Source organism: Bacillus vallismortis (assembly GCF_040784915.1).
Lineage (GTDB): Bacteria > Bacillota > Bacilli > Bacillales > Bacillaceae > Bacillus > Bacillus subtilis_G.
The window spans coordinates 1,276,446-1,291,768 of the sequence record NZ_CP160797.1; the positions used below are offsets into that span (position 1 = coordinate 1,276,446).

General features: G+C 43.3%; 18 protein-coding genes. 11 read left to right on the top strand and 7 right to left on the bottom strand.

What is annotated here, in order from left to right; genetic code table 11:
- Positions 1–42: 42 nt before the first annotated feature.
- Both ABZM97_RS06340 and spx read left to right on the top strand, forming a co-directional pair.
- Entirely contained in the window at positions 43–621 is a 579-nt protein-coding gene (locus ABZM97_RS06340) for a GNAT family N-acetyltransferase (RefSeq protein WP_087993433.1), read from the top strand.
- 180 nt (positions 622–801) lie between these two features.
- Positions 802–1,197, top strand: coding sequence for a transcriptional regulator Spx (gene spx, locus ABZM97_RS06345; RefSeq protein ID WP_087993432.1), 396 nt, complete (start codon positions 802–804; stop codon positions 1,195–1,197).
- A 42-nt stretch (positions 1,198–1,239) separates the two neighbouring features.
- On the opposite strand, the gene ABZM97_RS06350 is transcribed toward spx, so the two are convergent.
- Entirely contained in the window at positions 1,240–1,896 is a 657-nt protein-coding gene (locus tag ABZM97_RS06350; protein WP_087993431.1) for a TerC family protein, read from the bottom strand.
- A 184-nt stretch (positions 1,897–2,080) separates the two neighbouring features.
- On the opposite strand from ABZM97_RS06350, the gene ABZM97_RS06355 reads away from it, so the two are divergent.
- The 4 genes from ABZM97_RS06355 (at position 2,081) to pepF (ending at position 6,199) form a co-directional block, all read left to right on the top strand.
- Positions 2,081–2,206, top strand: a complete 126-nt coding sequence (locus tag ABZM97_RS06355) for a hypothetical protein (RefSeq protein ID WP_120698858.1) — start codon at positions 2,081–2,083, stop codon at positions 2,204–2,206.
- Positions 2,173–2,829: an adaptor protein MecA gene (gene mecA / locus ABZM97_RS06360; RefSeq protein ID WP_087993430.1), complete on the top strand. Its 657-nt coding sequence runs from the start codon at positions 2,173–2,175 to the stop codon at positions 2,827–2,829. Before ABZM97_RS06355 ends, mecA begins: the two co-directional genes overlap by 34 nt.
- A 158-nt stretch (positions 2,830–2,987) precedes the next feature.
- Positions 2,988–4,139 carry a competence protein CoiA family protein gene (locus ABZM97_RS06365; RefSeq protein WP_367387314.1) on the top strand — a complete coding sequence of 384 codons (1,152 nt, stop codon included), beginning with the start codon at positions 2,988–2,990 and terminating at the stop codon, positions 4,137–4,139.
- A gap of 230 nt (positions 4,140–4,369) precedes the next feature.
- On the top strand, positions 4,370–6,199 hold the full coding sequence (gene pepF / locus ABZM97_RS06370) for an oligoendopeptidase F (protein ID WP_202328445.1): 1,830 nt from the start codon (positions 4,370–4,372) through the stop codon (positions 6,197–6,199).
- Positions 6,200–6,234: 35 nt separating this feature from the next.
- Here pepF and ABZM97_RS06375 read toward each other — a convergent pair whose 3' ends face one another.
- The 5 genes from ABZM97_RS06375 to ABZM97_RS06395 form a co-directional block, all read right to left on the bottom strand.
- Positions 6,235–6,402: a hypothetical protein gene (locus ABZM97_RS06375; protein WP_087993428.1), complete on the bottom strand. Its 168-nt coding sequence runs from the start codon at positions 6,400–6,402 to the stop codon at positions 6,235–6,237.
- Between the two features lie 314 nt (positions 6,403–6,716).
- Positions 6,717–7,616, bottom strand: coding sequence for a protease adaptor protein SpxH (gene spxH, locus ABZM97_RS06380; protein ID WP_087993427.1), 900 nt, complete (start codon positions 7,614–7,616; stop codon positions 6,717–6,719).
- Positions 7,613–8,011, bottom strand: coding sequence for a thiol management oxidoreductase component (locus tag ABZM97_RS06385; RefSeq protein ID WP_003239269.1), 399 nt, complete (start codon positions 8,009–8,011; stop codon positions 7,613–7,615). The genes spxH and ABZM97_RS06385 overlap by 4 nt, the downstream gene beginning before the upstream one ends.
- 255 nt (positions 8,012–8,266) lie before the next feature.
- Entirely contained in the window at positions 8,267–9,004 is a 738-nt protein-coding gene (locus ABZM97_RS06390; protein ID WP_367387315.1) for a lytic transglycosylase domain-containing protein, read from the bottom strand.
- Between the two features lie 14 nt (positions 9,005–9,018).
- The gene (locus ABZM97_RS06395) at positions 9,019–9,591 is read right to left on the bottom strand and encodes a CYTH domain-containing protein (RefSeq protein WP_367387316.1); all 573 of its coding nucleotides are present in this window, start codon (positions 9,589–9,591) and stop codon (positions 9,019–9,021) included.
- Between the two features lie 123 nt (positions 9,592–9,714).
- Between ABZM97_RS06395 and ABZM97_RS06400 the strand changes: the two genes are divergently transcribed.
- Genes ABZM97_RS06400 through ABZM97_RS06415 form a run of 4 tightly spaced genes read left to right on the top strand, consistent with a single transcriptional unit; the run spans position 9,715 to position 12,478 of the window.
- The gene (locus ABZM97_RS06400) at positions 9,715–10,083 is read left to right on the top strand and encodes a hypothetical protein (RefSeq protein WP_367387317.1); all 369 of its coding nucleotides are present in this window, start codon (positions 9,715–9,717) and stop codon (positions 10,081–10,083) included.
- 27 nt (positions 10,084–10,110) lie between these two features.
- The gene (gene yjbM, locus ABZM97_RS06405; protein WP_087993424.1) at positions 10,111–10,746 is read left to right on the top strand and encodes a GTP diphosphokinase; all 636 of its coding nucleotides are present in this window, start codon (positions 10,111–10,113) and stop codon (positions 10,744–10,746) included.
- Positions 10,747–10,763: 17 nt separating this feature from the next.
- The gene (locus tag ABZM97_RS06410; protein WP_333516275.1) at positions 10,764–11,564 is read left to right on the top strand and encodes an NAD kinase; all 801 of its coding nucleotides are present in this window, start codon (positions 10,764–10,766) and stop codon (positions 11,562–11,564) included.
- 14 nt (positions 11,565–11,578) lie between these two features.
- On the top strand, positions 11,579–12,478 hold the full coding sequence (locus ABZM97_RS06415; RefSeq protein ID WP_333516274.1) for an RluA family pseudouridine synthase: 900 nt from the start codon (positions 11,579–11,581) through the stop codon (positions 12,476–12,478).
- A gap of 10 nt (positions 12,479–12,488) precedes the next feature.
- On the opposite strand, the gene prpE is transcribed toward ABZM97_RS06415, so the two are convergent.
- Entirely contained in the window at positions 12,489–13,223 is a 735-nt protein-coding gene (prpE, locus tag ABZM97_RS06420; RefSeq protein ID WP_367387318.1) for a bis(5'-nucleosyl)-tetraphosphatase PrpE, read from the bottom strand.
- Positions 13,224–13,454: 231 nt separating this feature from the next.
- On the opposite strand from prpE, the gene ABZM97_RS06425 reads away from it, so the two are divergent.
- Positions 13,455–15,299 carry a monovalent cation:proton antiporter family protein gene (locus tag ABZM97_RS06425; protein WP_087993422.1) on the top strand — a complete coding sequence of 615 codons (1,845 nt, stop codon included), beginning with the start codon at positions 13,455–13,457 and terminating at the stop codon, positions 15,297–15,299.
- Positions 15,300–15,323: the final 24 nt, after the last annotated feature.

The following is a 15,323-nucleotide window of genomic DNA, read 5'->3' on the forward strand; positions in this document are numbered from 1 at the left end:
ATCTAAAAGTATGAAGACAATGAACTCATAAGGAGCAAATTAATGAACTGGTATGAAAAGCTTAGCGAGTACTTTCCAATTGAAGAAATGAAATCAAAAGCGCATATGGAAGCTCTTTTGAAAGAGCGGAGCGATGTTTATCATAAAGATGAAGGCAAACATCATATCTTAATGTTTGCGGAATTCGATTCTTTTATCTTCGTTGATTATCTGTATGTGTCTAAGGATGCAAGAGGGCAGGGGCTTGGCGGCAAATTGATCGCGAAGCTGAAAAAGAAAAATAAGCCGATATTGCTTGAGGTGGAGCCTGTGGATGAAGATGATGCTGATACAGAAAAACGCCTGAGATTTTATCAAAGAGAGCATTTCAACCATGCTCAGTCAATTGGGTACCGGCGCCGGTCATTGGCTACGAATGAAGTAAACAAGATGGAGATTCTGTACTGGTCACCGAAAACAGAATCAGAAGAAGAAATTCTTGAAGCCATGAAACAGACATATGAAAACATTCATACTTATAAAGATGAGAAATGGTACGGGGAATCATACGAAAAAACGGATGAGGTCCTGGAACTCATTGATGAAGAAAAACAAAAAAATATTTTCGATCAGTTAGACTAATTGAGAATCAGAACATATCATTGAAATTAAAAATTTGCTGGATTGACACATTTTTTTCTTAGGATACTGTTCACACTTACTTTTTTATAGTATAATACCTATAAAGATTCCTTTTTTAGAGTAATTTCAATTTAAGAATAAAATAGATGTTCATCCTACTAATTAGAGGAGTGAAGATGAATGGTTACACTATATACATCACCAAGCTGTACTTCATGCAGAAAGGCGAGAGCGTGGCTGGAGGAGCACGATATTCCATTTGAAGAAAGAAACATTTTCTCTGAACCTTTATCAATTGATGAAATAAAACAAATTCTGCGAATGACTGAGGACGGAACAGATGAAATCATCTCCACCCGTTCAAAAGTATTCCAAAAACTGAATGTGAACGTTGAATCTATGCCGCTGCAAGATTTGTACAGCTTGATCAACGAGCACCCAGGTTTGCTTCGCCGTCCGATCATCATTGACGAAAAACGTTTGCAAGTCGGATACAATGAAGATGAAATCAGACGTTTTCTGCCAAGAAAAGTCCGCTCTTTCCAATTAAGAGAAGCGCAGCGTTTGGCAAACTAATAGATCATATCATCAAAAGAAGGCTGAGTCATCAGCCTTCTTTTATTTTTCAACCTGCTGATAATAAATACTCGCAAGAATGACAAACGCGACCGTTAAAATGGGGAGGAGCGTTTCGATTGCCCCGTGCTGCGCCATAAAAAATGACAGCTTTTTGTCCCTGACAATCATTTCTCCGCCTGTATAAGCAAGCAGCCCGCTTCCCGCGTAAATCAGGAGCGGTATTTTCTCAAGTGCAATGTGGATGAGTTTGCTGCCCCAAATAATAACCGGCACCGATACACACAAACCTATGATCACGAGAGAAAATTCACCGTGTGACGCTCCTGCAACTGCTATGACGTTGTCCAGCGACATAAAGAGATCTGCAAGCACAATCGTTCGTATCGCTCTCCACAGGGAGGTGCTGCTTTTGATGTGCTGCGTGTCTTTTTTTTCAATCAGCAGCTGATATCCTAAATACAGCAGGAAAATGCCGCCGGCGCACTGCAAGAAAGGAATGTTCAAAAGATATACCGCTGCGCTTGTTAATCCGATTCTCATGGCAACGGCGATAAATGTTCCGAGAAGAATGGCTTGCTGTCTTTGCTTGTCCGGCAAATTTCTGCTGGCCATAGCAATGACGACCGCATTATCTCCGCCCAGGATCAGGTCGATCCCCACAATGACAAGCAGAGAAATCAGATAGTCATGCTCCATGAATCGGCACCTCGCTTTCGTTCCATCGCTTGTACTACTACTATATGAGACGGGTTGTATTTTATGATATCAGCCGCAGATATGCCGTTTTTTGGGCAAAGGTGCATTTTTATTTCTTTTGCGGCGGTTTTATCATAAAATAGAAAGACAAAGGAATTCACACTGGCCTTGCTTCAAGGTTAAGATGTGGACGGAATGGGTAAAGTGTAGTAAAGTACTATTAATCGGGAGCTTAGATGTCCCTTCAACATCTTATATAGAAGGGAAGGTTGGCAAATGGAAATTGAAAGAATTAACGAGCATACAGTAAAATTTTATATGTCTTACGGAGATATTGAAGATCGCGGTTTTGACAGAGAAGAAATTTGGTATAACCGTGAGCGCAGTGAAGAACTTTTCTGGGAAGTCATGGATGAAGTTCATGAGGAAGAGGAATTCGCTGTGGAAGGCCCTCTTTGGATTCAAGTTCAGGCACTGGACAAAGGATTGGAAATTATCGTCACAAAAGCCCAGCTTTCCAAAGACGGACAAAAGCTCGAACTGCCGATTCCTGAGGATAAAAAGCAAGAACCAGCATCTGAGGATCTGGACGCCTTGCTGGATGATTTCCAGAAAGAAGAGCAAGACGTCAATCAGGAAGAGAAGGAGCAAAAGCTTCAATTTGTCTTGCGGTTTGGCGATTTTGAAGATGTTATTTCTCTATCTAAATTAAACGTTAACGGAAGCAAAACGACTTTATATTCGTTTGAGAACCGATATTATTTATATGTGGATTTTGGCAATATGACTGATGAAGAGGTTGAAAATCAGCTAAGCATCCTGTTGGAGTACGCAACTGAATCCTCAATCAGCATACACCGTCTTGAAGAATACGGCAAGCTGATTATTTCAGAGCATGCTCTAGAAACGATAAAAAAACACTTTGCATCATAAAAAACCGATTTCTTTTCAGAAATCGGTTTTTTTATGCGCTGATATGCCATTTTTGAGGTGTGAAATCAAAAAACTGACATACGTGTGAAACAGACAGCGAGCAGGAGTCGGTCAATCTTTCCAGAAAGTATACCTCATCTGGAAAGGAGAGATGACAATTGTTTAGTGCTGTGACTGAAGATGGCCAAATGTTTCACCTTCTAGGCGCTCAGCGAAGCCAGAAATTAAAGCGGGGACGATTCTTCTGCCCGGTATGCGGGGGAGAGCTTGATGTAAAGCTTGGACTTCAAAAAGCGCCGCATTTCGCTCATAAACAGAACAAGTCCTGTTCGATAGAAGCAGAACCGGAAAGCGCCTACCACTTAGAAGGAAAAAGACAGCTATATGTATGGCTGAAAACGCAACAGGCATCTCCAGTATTAGAACCGTATATTAAGAACATCAATCAACGACCCGACATCATGGCAAAGATCAAGAGGCGCATGCTTGCTGTTGAGTATCAATGTGCCACTCTTGCTCAAGATGTCTTTCAAAAGCGGACAGAGGGCTTCAAACAAGCAGGGATCATTCCGCAGTGGATTGTTGGAGGCAGCCGCTTAAAAAGAACATCGCCATCCTTTTATCAGCTAACCGCTTTCCATTGGCAGTTTATTCATGACCATCCTCACCGCGAGCTTTTATTTTATTGCCCCGAAACACGCTTTTTTCACCAGCTCAGCTCTAGTATACCGTTTTACACCAACCATTCTTTTTGCTCCGTACAAACGATTCCTATCCACCAGGCATCTGCAGGAGATCTCTTTTTTGCTGAATCTAAATCCTCATTGCGTTATGACAACTGGATGAAGGCTATTCATCGTTTTCGCCATAAACCCCATCGGTTCATCTCAAAAGAAACAAATCGCCTCAGGCTGCTGTTTTATGAGAAACGGCAGACGCCCCTTTCTTTTCTTCCGACTGAAGTGTTTGTCCCTGTTACAAAAGGGGCCGTTTTTAGAAGTCCTGTTTTTGTGTGGCAGGGGTTTCTTTATCTGTTTATAACAGATCTAGGGCATAAACGCGCGCCAATTCGCTTTTCAGCCGTTTTACAGCAGTGCAAACTGCACATTCATAAACAGAACATTGCGCTCAGATACGAATGCAGCGAAGATTGTCTTTCTGAAGCCGTTAAACAGTACATTGATTTTTTGTGCAAGAAGGGATTTTTAAGGGAGACTCAGAAAGAAGTATATATGCTGAATCAGCCTGCAGAGGGCGGACGCTCATTACAGGAACTCTTAGAAAGAGACCGCAGCTGTTTTATAGAATGAGTTTGTCTCATTTGGCTCACCCTAAGACAAAAGGTGGTGGGCTGGCTTTGAGAGGCACAAAAGGAAAGGTTTTTCGAGTTTTTATTGCTTTTTTGGCATTCGTTCTCTTCATTACTGCATATGATTTGACAAAAGGCAGTGAAAAACCGGAAGATATTCACAACGCAAGTTTATTGAGAAACAGCGGTTTTTTCAATTGGCTTGAATCAAAGAAAACAAGGGGGATCACCATGGCTGAGGAAAAAAAAGCAAACCAACTGCCTGACAGAAGTGAGGTAAAGGCAGAAGACACATGGAGACTAGAGGATATTTTTCCTAATGATGAGGCCTGGAATAAAGAATTTCAAGCTGTAAAAGAATTAATTCCGAATTTATCTAAGTATAAAGGGAAGCTGGCAGATTCAGCCGATCATTTATACGAGGCTCTTACGTTTCAAGATAAAGTGATGGAGCGGCTGGGCAGGCTGTACACATATGCGCATATGCGCTCTGACCAAGATACCGGGAATTCCTTTTATCAGGGGCTGAATGACAAGGCGGGAAACCTGTATACACAGGCCGCAAGCGCAACAGCTTATTTGGTTCCGGAAATTTTATCCATAGAAGAAGACAAACTGCAGCAGTTTATTCTTGAAAAAGAAGAACTGAAATTGTACTCCCATGCGATTGAGGAGATTACAAAGGAACGCCCGCACGTGCTGAGCGAGAAGGAAGAAGCGCTGCTTGCTGAAGCTTCTGATGTACTAGGTTCATCTTCCAATACGTTCAGCGTGTTAAATAATGCCGAGATTACATTTCCGTCCATTAAAGATGAAGAGGGAAATGAAAAGCAGATTACTCACGGCAATTTTATTAATTTCTTAGAAAGTGAAAACCGTGAAGTCCGCAAAAATGCATTTGACGCAGTATATAAAACATACGGACAATATAAAAACACAATGGCCACGACGCTAAGCGGCACTGTGAAAAAGGACAACTTCTACGCGAGAGTGAAGAAGTACAAGTCAGCGCGTGAAGCTGCGCTTTCTAACAACAGTATTCCTGAGGAAGTATACGACAACCTCATCAAAACGATTGATAAGCATTTGCCGCTCCTGCACCGTTATATCGCGCTGAGAAAGAAAGTGCTTGAGCTTGATGAAGTGCATATCTATGATCTGTATACACCGCTTGTGAAGGATGCGGGGATGAAGGTCACGTACGAGGAAGCAAAAGATTACATGCTGAAAGGTCTGGCGCCTTTAGGAGAAGAATACGCCTCCATTTTAAAAGAAGGGCTGGAAAACCGCTGGGTCGACATTTATGAAAATAAAGGCAAACGCAATGGCGCTTATTCATCTGGATCTTACGGCACGAATCCGTATATTTTGATGAACTGGCATGATAACGTCAATAATCTCTTTACGCTCGTGCACGAGTTCGGCCATTCCGTACACAGCTACTATACGAGAAAGCATCAGCCATATCCATACGGCAATTACAGCATCTTTGTCGCGGAAGTTGCATCTACGACAAACGAAGCGCTTCTTGGCGAATATCTGCTGAACAATTTAGACGATGAAAAACAGCGCTTATATATTCTCAACCATATGCTTGAAGGCTTCAGAGGAACGGTCTTCAGACAAACGATGTTTGCTGAATTTGAACATCTGATCCATACAAAGGCGCAAGAAGGGGAGCCGCTTACCCCTGAGCTTCTGACGAATGTTTATTACGACCTGAATAAAAAGTATTTCGGAGACGGCATGGTGATTGATAAGGAAATCGGCCTTGAATGGTCGCGGATTCCGCACTTCTATTACAATTACTATGTGTATCAGTACGCGACGGGATACAGCGCTGCCCAAGCGTTAAGCAGCCAGATTTTGAAGGAAGGAAAGCCGGCGGTTGACCGTTATATTGACTTCCTGAAAGCGGGAAGCTCACAATACCCGATTGATGTTCTGAAAAAAGCGGGCGTTGATATGACATCTCCAGAGCCAATCGAAGCTGCGTGCAAAATGTTTGAAGAAAAACTTGATGAAATGGAAGAGCTGCTGATGAAAGTCAAGCAGTCTTAAAAAAGAAGCCTGTGCAGAAATATGCACAGGCTTTTTTAAAACCCTTTAAAGGTTTTACGGTGGTTCAGGCGGTAGAGGGTAAACAAAATAGACAGAAACAGCAGAGGAGAGGTAATATAAAGCGGCAGCATCTGCATCATACCTAGTATATTCAAACAGAAAAAAATGGCTATGCACACAATTGAGATAACAGTATACATGATAGCGTTCCTCCTCGTCCTTTTTCCTTATTAGGATATGAGTGAATGTACTCCGTTATGTTTTGTGACAAAAATATGAACATTAAGCATAGAGGTTGCCAAAGTTCGACATCTTTTGTTATCATAAGGATGTGAAATTGATCACAAACAAACATTACCCCTTTGTTTGACCGTGAAAAATTTCTCCCATCCCCTTTGTTGTCGTTAAGACATATGAAACCGCGCTTATCCCGGCGCGGTTTCTTTAGTGTTATGAATAGAACGTACGTTTGGTTAAGGGCGCAAAAAAACAGCCTCAAGCATATATACGCCTGCGGCTATTTTTCACATGATTGATATTCATCAGAATAAGTGCTGAGAGACTTCCAAAACATTCCGTGTTTGGCCTCCACTTTGGCAACCTTTTTAGCAAACGCCAATTTTTTCATTTCTTTTTCCACCTCTTCAAGGCTCAGGTCATATACCAGAGCAATCTCCTTTGAGGCAACGAAGCGGAAATATTCAATAAAACATTCCAGAGGCGGTGTTTCCGATGGCTTCGGCTCGTCGCCAAGCATCTCAAATAAGATTTCTTCATATACATTATACGAATAGCTGCCGGGTACTTTAAGTCCTTCGTCCTCATGCTGCGTATTGAAAAACGTCAGTGTCGGATTAACGGAAACATCCATCTCAGCGGCGATTTTCATGTCGCATTGAAGCGCCTTGACCGCGCTTTGAGAATGTAGATCGTTTTTGAATTCTTCAAGATCGAGACTCGTTTTTTCCGCAATTTCCAAAAGCACGTTTTCATTCGTAATATTTTTCTTTGAAACAAACAGACTCTCCTGCATATTTCTCAGAAATTGCATGCCGGCTTTTCTTCCTTGCAGTTCGGCTGCTTTAAAAGCGAGAGCAGCCATATAAGGCGATGAAAGAGGGTGGTCTTGCTCGAGCCAGACATTGCCGTCACACGACATGCCGGAGCGGCTCGCGATCTTTTCCCAAGCCTCTGCAAGAAGATGCTTTTTCCGTTTCTTATTTAACGCGGTAAGGCTTGCTGAAGCGATAATGCGTAAGGTGAAAAAACGTCCGTATCTGATTTTTAGCTTTTTCATGACGGGCTCTAAGGACCAGCATTCTGGACATAAAGGGTCTACAAACATATAAATTTCAAGCGGTTTTTTTGGATGGCCGTGACAATGGGCGAAGTATTGCTCATGCTGAAAGTTTGTCAAGATGATCGATCCTCCGCTTCCGTTTGATTCACCATATGCCTTGCGGTCAATTCCAGCCGGCCAAACAAAAACTCACGAATATCGCCCTCGAGCCCTACATGGTCCATTGCGTCATTCATACAGCTGAGCCACGCATCAGCTCTCTCGTTTGTAATTGGAAAGGGAAGATGCCTTGCTCTGAGCATGGGGTGGCCGTGTTCCTCAGTATAAAGCGGAGGACCGCCTAGATACTGAGTCAAAAATTGCTTCTGTTTCCTGGCGGTTTCTGTTAAATCGCTCGGAAAAATCGGCTTCAGCAAAGGATGAGACGCGACACGCTCATAAAAAGTATCAACAAGTTGCGATAGAAGTTCCTCTCCAATCGCTTCATAAGGTGCGTTAAACGATTGTCCCATGTTGACTACTCCTTTAAATATGGCTAATAGGAATCATAAATCCTATTGCAAAAAGTAATTTTATATAGTACATCATTTCATCTATGATTTATTTTAGCAACAAGGCATCATTTCTACAAACAAACTGCCTTTTATGCGTTTGTTAACAAGTTTCGGCTTACAGCCGAGGTTTGTATTTCATATCATATCACATAAAAATCAGGAATGCGTAGGATTTCACTTCGCAAAAAAACCAGAGGGCAAGAGCCGCTCTGGTTATGCGTAATAAGCTGAAGTTATTTTTTTTACATAGTTTTGCGTTTCTTTGAAGGGAGGAATGCCTCCGTATCGGTCAACATTTCCCGGTCCGGCGTTGTAAGCCGCTAATGCCATAGACACATTGCCGCCGTATTTATTCAGCATTTGTTTTAAATATTTCGTTCCGCCCTCCACATTTTGCTGCGGATCCAGTGGATTGGAAACGCCAAGTGAGCTTGCCGTTGACGGCATCAGCTGCATTAAGCCAAGCGCCCCTGCTCCGCTGACAGCTTTTGTATTAAAGCCTGATTCCTGCTTGATGACGGCACGGATTAGTTTTTCATCGACACCATATTTATCAGCGGCTTTTTTAATCGCGCTGTCAATGGAGAAGTCTCCCGAACTGATCTGTTTTGTTTCTTGTTTGTTTGAAGAAAATTCTGCAGCAGCTGTTTCTGTGCCCTCTGACGCTTTTGTGATATAACCCGAATGGCTGTTTGTATATGAGTGAAGCCCATAAGCTGAAAGCAGTGACGGCGCTGTTGAAGAAGCGCTGTTCAGCAGGCTGAGCGGGTTTGACGATGCAGAAGATGCTGGTGATTGCTGATTCGTTAGTCCGTTTGTATATTGGCTGAGCAAAGAGCTGAAGCTTGAGAGCGGGCTTTCCGCATCATTTTGAGTGCCTGTGCTGCGCGCATTAGATATGGACTGTAATGCCTGAAGCTGAAGTAAAGATGCCCAATTCGTTACGTTCACGATGTCATTCCACCTTATATAGACTTTCGTTTTTCTTCATAAAAACGCAAAATTTTATTTTTGGTTTCGCGCTGAGGAATGCTGTATTGCTGAAGCAGCTTCTCAAAGGCTTGTTGGCCCTCATGCCAGTCTGCCGCCTCAAATTCGATTTCAAAGTCCTCTTTATTTAAATATCGGCTGTGGTCTAAAACTATTAAGCCTTTTTCTGTTTCTTTTTCAGCACGGTTTGTTGCTAAAGATCCAAAGTATTGAATGGCGGCTGTGTTAATCTCAAGCTTGTGCAGCTGGTCCTTCACAGGGCCTTCGGGAACTGAAAAGCCAGCAAGATCTGATATCTCTGAAAGCCGCTGGTGCGTTTCCAGAAGCCCCACAGCTGCAGGTTCTTTTAATGTCAGGACATATTCACCGTTTTTTCTGCGGATTCGAAGCGCAGCGTGTTTTTGTTTCAGCGAAAAGCTGTCTGTGTCAAAATAGTGATTGTTTTGGTCTGTAAAATCTTTTTCTGTCAGCTTGAGTGCTGAAGTTATTTTCTCAAATTCATGTTTGGTCAGCATGTTTTTAAATTCTATTTCAATTTCTTGGCTCATATTGTTCTTCCTTTCCGCCCTGTAAATCTTATTTTTACTATTATCTCTTTAGATGTTACGTTTATCAATATTGAGCTTGATATGATAAAATGAATCTGTACTTTTTTGAAAAAGGAGAGCATTATGCAAAACAGAATCGAAATCTTAAACGCAATATTATCGGATGATCAGCTTCGCCTTGCCTGTGAGGCAGAAGGAACTGAAGCGGAACGCAAGCCGTCAGGTCAAATGCTTGTTGATTCTGACCACTTTGCTTTTGTATACATACTTGAATTAGCAGATTCTTTTGAATATGTCATTATAAAGGAACATGTATGGCCGGAACTGAAGCGGGCCCATGCACAAAGAATTCCGGTTGTTTTAGAGGCGGGAGACGAATCAATAGAACTGGCTGGCCTGCATGAGGAACTGGAATATCTTTTAGAAAATATTAAAGATAATGTGAACTACGGAGAAGAAATGGAAGATAAAGTGAAACGCGTATTTTTATAGAAACTGGTTCGAATTGGGGGATGTATGATGGATGACAAACAATGGGAGCGTTTTTTAGTGCCGTACCGCCAGGCTGTCGAAGAGTTGAAAGTGAAGCTCAAGGGGGTTCGCACACTATATGAATACGAGGATGTCCATTCGCCGATCGAATTTGTGACTGGACGCGTCAAGCCTGTGGCAAGCATACTTGAAAAAGCGAGAAAGAAAAGCATACCGCTGCATGAAATTGAAACCATGCAGGATATCGCAGGCCTTAGAATCATGTGCCAATTTGTCGATGACATCCAAATCGTAAAAGAGATGCTTTTCGCCAGAAAAGATTTCACCGTTGTGGATCAGAGGGATTATATTGCGGAACATAAAGAGAGCGGATACCGGTCATACCATCTTGTCGTGCTTTATCCCTTACAGACGGTATCCGGAGAAAAGCATGTTCTCGTGGAAATACAGATCCGTACGCTGGCGATGAATTTTTGGGCGACCATTGAGCATTCATTGAACTATAAATACAGCGGAAACATTCCTGAAAAAGTAAAACTAAGGCTTCAGCGTGCTTCTGAAGCAGCTTCCCGGCTTGATGAAGAGATGTCGGAGATCAGGGGTGAAATACAGGAAGCTCAAGCTGCCTTTTCAAGAAAGAAAAAAGGAAGCGAGCAACAATAGTAAAGGGGAAGAAAAGCATGAAATTTGCCGTATCATCAAAAGGAGATCAAGTTTCTGATACGCTGAAAAGCAAAATACAGGCGTATTTATTGGATTTTGATATGGAACTGGATGAAAATGAACCGGAAATCGTCATTTCAGTCGGAGGCGACGGAACGCTTTTGTATGCTTTTCACAGATACAGCGACCGCTTGGACAAAACAGCATTCGTCGGCGTTCACACGGGTCATCTGGGGTTTTATGCCGACTGGGTTCCTCATGAAATTGAAAAGCTTGTTCTTGCGATTGCGAAAACGCCGTATCATACAGTCGAATATCCGCTTCTCGAAGTGATTGTGACCTATCACGAAAATGAGCGGGAAGAAAGATATTTAGCATTGAATGAATGTACAATTAAAAGCATAGAAGGAAGCCTTGTGGCTGATGTGGAAATCAAGGGGCAGCTCTTTGAAACCTTTCGGGGCGACGGCCTTTGCCTGTCAACGCCATCCGGCAGCACAGCCTACAATAAGGCGCTGGGCGGAGCGATTATCCATCCGTCTATCAGAGCGATCCAGCTCGCGGAAATGGCTTCTATTAATAACCGTGTCTTCAGGACGGTCGGATCGCCGCTGCTTCTGCCTTCCCATCATGATTGCATGATTAAACCGAGAAACGAAGTTGACTTTCAAGTGACGATTGACCATTTAACCCTTCTTCATAAGGACGTGAAGTCGATCCGCTGCCAGGTTGCAGCCGAAAATGTGAGGTTTGCGAGATTTCGTCCGTTTCCATTTTGGAAAAGAGTTCAGGATTCGTTTATCGGAAAAGGTGAATAGAAAGAGGACGTATCGTGGAACCATTTTTTATCAGAAAGAACATCACTTCCGCTGAAGACGGAATGACTGTAAAAGAATACGCGGGTAAACTGGGGATTTCGAAACGTCTGTTAACCGACATCAAGTTTGCCGGGGGTGACCTGCTGATCAACGGTGAACATGTAACGGTCAAATACGTTTTGCGAGAGGGAGATCTTCTTGTCGTGAAGTTTCCCGAGGAACAGGTGAGTGAGACGTTATTGCCAGAGCCTGTTCCGCTCGATATCTTGTATGAGGATGAGCATGTGCTTGTGATCAACAAGCAGCCTTATGTATCATCAATCCCCTCGAGAGAGCACCCATCCGGCAGCATTGCGAATGGAATGATCCATCATTATCAAAAAAACGGAGTGCGGGCGACAGTTCATCTTGTCACCCGGCTGGACCGGGATACATCAGGTCTTATGCTTGTTGCCAAGCATCGCTTTGCCCACTCGATTTTATCGTCAGCGCAAAAAAGCGGGCTTGTGAAACGCCGGTACGCGGCAGTGGTCCACGGGCGGATGACACAGATGGAAGGAACAGTCGATGCTCCGATTGGCAGACATCCTGACAGTATTATTGAACGGATGGTGACACCGGAAGGCCAGAAGGCTGTTACCCATTTTCATGTCACACACGCAACTGACGAGATCACATCGGTGACATTGCAGCTTGAGACAGGCCGGACCCATCAAATTCGTGTACATATGAGCTACCTTGGGCACCCGCTGTGCGGTGATACACTGTATGGCGGAACGAGACGGGAAATTGGCCGGCAGGCTCTGCACAGCGAGCAGCTTTCGTTTATCCATCCGCTGACACAGGAGAACATGGTGTTTCATGCTGCACTGCCTCAAGATATGAAAGAACTGATAAAAGGAGAGAATCCGTAATTCTCTCCTTTTATATTGGGCGAAATCTTGATTCGTCATAAGGCAGGGAGCTTGGAACAGAGACGGTCTCTAGTTCTGGAAAGCGAAAGCCTGTCAGTTTATTTCCGAATACGCAGCCTGTATCAATGTTGATGGTGCGATTGACTTTCCGGGGCTCTTTCACAGGTGTATGGCCGTATACCACCCAAGCTTTACCGCTATAGGATGCAGCCCAGTCACGTCTGACAGGTCTGCCGTCCGGATACGTTTCACCCGTCACATCGCCGTAAAGCACAAAGTCTTTCACCCTGCGGGTAAATTTTCCGATATCGTCAGCCTTTATGCCAGCATGGGCGACAACTAATTCTCCGTTATGTAAGATGTCGTAAAGCGGCGCCGTTTCGTACAGCTTCATAAACTGTTCGCTGACTGTTTTTCTTTCTTCTGTGGAAAGTTCTTCAAGCTCTGCCGCTGTTGTTTCGAGGCCATGCATCACTTTGACGGGGTTTCCTTTTAAGTAGCGGTACAGCTTATTGCAATGATTTCCCGGAACATAACGTACAGCGCCTTTTTCGTAAGCGCCGGCTACAAAGCGGATGACCTCTATTGATTTCGGTCCTCTATCAGTTAAATCTCCGGCAAAAACAAGCACCCTGCCTTCTTCGTGGACAGGCACTCCATTTTTCATTGTATAGCCAAGCTTTTGGATTAATGCCATCATTTCATCATAGCAGCCATGCATATCGCTGATTATATCGTAAGCCATGCGTGATCCTCCTTGCCGATTGTTTTATTTATTATGGAGCAAAGTGCTGTGAGTCATCACAGGCTTTTATGTGCAAATTATAGAAGAATTATTTTCTAAACAGGAATAAGACCTTTTTACTTTATTTTTTATCATCATCCTTGTTAAAATCGCGTTATGTTTTTTAAAAATGAGGTTTTGTTCTTTAATTGAGAACTGAAATAACCCTGACCTAAAAAGGAGGTTCTGATTATGGCGCATTCATCTGTCGCATCTTTAGTTGTTGTACTTATCGTTGCATTTTTAACACCCATCCTTTTGCACCGCTTTAAACTGACGATCCCGGTTGTTGTTGCGGAAATCATTATGGGGCTGATTATCGGAAAAAGCGGTCTTAATTTAGTTGTCGAGGGTGATACATGGCTTGAGACGCTTTCTTTGCTCGGATTTATCTTTTTAATGTTTTTAAGCGGGCTTGAAATTGATTTTTCATCGTTTGAGAAAGGAAAGAAAAAGCAGCTCCTGCCGAACGGCAAAGCGGCGCCTAATACGTTTGCTACGGCGTCCATTATTTTTGCCGGTATATTTATTTTATCATTGCTGCTGTCCTATGGGTTCGTCTTGGCAGGATTTATCGAAAATGCGTTTTTAATGACGCTAATTATTTCAACGATTTCGTTAGGTGTTGTCGTTCCAACGTTAAAAGAAGAACGGATTATGAATTCAAATATCGGGCAGATTATTTTGCTTGTTGCCGTGATTGCTGATTTGGTCACGATGATTCTTCTTGCTGTGTTTTCTTCTCTGTACGGAGAAGACAGCGGGAACATGTGGCTCTTGATGATCCTGTTTGCAGCCGGAGTGGTGCTTTACTTTTTCGGCCGGGTCTTTAAACATCGCTCATTTGTTGAGTCGATGTCAAAAGGGACGATTCAGATCGGGACGCGTGCCATTTTTACGTTAATTATCGTACTCGTTGCCCTGTCTGAATCACTTGGGGCGGAAAATATTCTCGGCGCTTTCTTAGCGGGGGTTCTCGTTTCCCTTCTTTCGCCAAACAAAGAACTTGTTCAGCAGCTGGATTCATTCGGCTACGGGTTCTTAATTCCGATTTTCTTTGTAATGGTCGGTGTGAAGCTCGATATTTGGACCCTTTTCCAAGATCCGAAAATTTTAATCATGATCCCGCTTCTGCTTTTGGCGCTGTTAGTCAGCAAAATCATTCCTGTCCTGTACTTGAAGAAGTGGTATGATAAACGAACCATTTTGGCGTCTGGTTTCCTGCTGACATCAACTCTCTCGCTCGTGATTGCCGCTGCGACAATCGGACAGCAGCTTCACGTGATCAGCGCAAATATGTCAGGAGCGCTGACGTTAGTAGCCGTCATTGCCAGTATTTTTTCGCCGGTCTTATTTAAAAAATTATACACACGGGAAGAGCAGCCGGAGGAGAAAAAGACAATTACGTTTATCGGCGCAAACCAAATGACATTGCCTGTTACTCTTGAACTGCCGGAAGAGGAGTATGACGTGCGTGTTGTGCATGTCTATCAAGAGAATGCGGAGGAAAAACTGTCAGAATCAGTATTTACCGTTGAAGCCATCTCTGACTATGAACACCAGACGCTTGAATCACTCGGCATTTTTGATGCAGATATCCTGGTTGTCGCGACTGGGAATGAAGACATGAATGCGGACATTGCGTTACTTGCAAAAGAAAAAGGAACAGAAAGAGTCATTGCCAGCGTTGGATCACCCGAGAATGAAGCAACTTTGAAGGCGCAGGGAATCAACATCTTTTCTATGCTGCTGTCGACAAAAACACTGCTTCGCGCGCTAATAGAAGCGCCTGGTGTCATGAAGCTGCTCACGAACGAAGAGTCTTCTCTGTATCAAATTAATATGGAAAACAGCACGTACGACGGTGTGATTTTACGGGAATTCCCTTTTACAGGAGACGTCATCTTTGTCAGGATTTTTAGAGGTGTGGACAGCATCGTTCCTCATGGGGATACAAGGCTGAAACTGGGAGACCGCTTAATTGTCACCGGGTCTAGGGTGTATGTAATGGAACTTAAGAAAACATTAGAAGGATAAACCTTGACCAAATAGGGATTCGTG

Excerpts from the sequence above, each read along its gene's own strand:
- ABZM97_RS06340 (WP_087993433.1), top strand. The coding sequence starts at position 43 with ATGAACTGGTATGAAAAGCTTAGCGAGTACTTTCCAATTGAAGAAATG.
- spx (WP_087993432.1), top strand. The coding sequence starts at position 802 with ATGGTTACACTATATACATCACCAAGCTGTACTTCATGCAGAAAGGCG.
- ABZM97_RS06350 (WP_087993431.1), bottom strand. The coding sequence starts at position 1,896 with ATGGAGCATGACTATCTGATTTCTCTGCTTGTCATTGTGGGGATCGAC.
- ABZM97_RS06355 (WP_120698858.1), top strand. The coding sequence starts at position 2,081 with ATGTGGACGGAATGGGTAAAGTGTAGTAAAGTACTATTAATCGGGAGC.
- mecA (WP_087993430.1), top strand. The coding sequence starts at position 2,173 with ATGGAAATTGAAAGAATTAACGAGCATACAGTAAAATTTTATATGTCT.
- pepF (WP_202328445.1), top strand. The coding sequence starts at position 4,370 with ATGGCTGAGGAAAAAAAAGCAAACCAACTGCCTGACAGAAGTGAGGTA.
- ABZM97_RS06385 (WP_003239269.1), bottom strand. The coding sequence starts at position 8,011 with ATGGGACAATCGTTTAACGCACCTTATGAAGCGATTGGAGAGGAACTT.
- ABZM97_RS06395 (WP_367387316.1), bottom strand. The coding sequence starts at position 9,591 with ATGAGCCAAGAAATTGAAATAGAATTTAAAAACATGCTGACCAAACAT.
- ABZM97_RS06400 (WP_367387317.1), top strand. The coding sequence starts at position 9,715 with ATGCAAAACAGAATCGAAATCTTAAACGCAATATTATCGGATGATCAG.
- yjbM (WP_087993424.1), top strand. The coding sequence starts at position 10,111 with ATGGATGACAAACAATGGGAGCGTTTTTTAGTGCCGTACCGCCAGGCT.
- ABZM97_RS06410 (WP_333516275.1), top strand. The coding sequence starts at position 10,764 with ATGAAATTTGCCGTATCATCAAAAGGAGATCAAGTTTCTGATACGCTG.
- prpE (WP_367387318.1), bottom strand. The coding sequence starts at position 13,223 with ATGGCTTACGATATAATCAGCGATATGCATGGCTGCTATGATGAAATG.
- ABZM97_RS06425 (WP_087993422.1), top strand. The coding sequence starts at position 13,455 with ATGGCGCATTCATCTGTCGCATCTTTAGTTGTTGTACTTATCGTTGCA.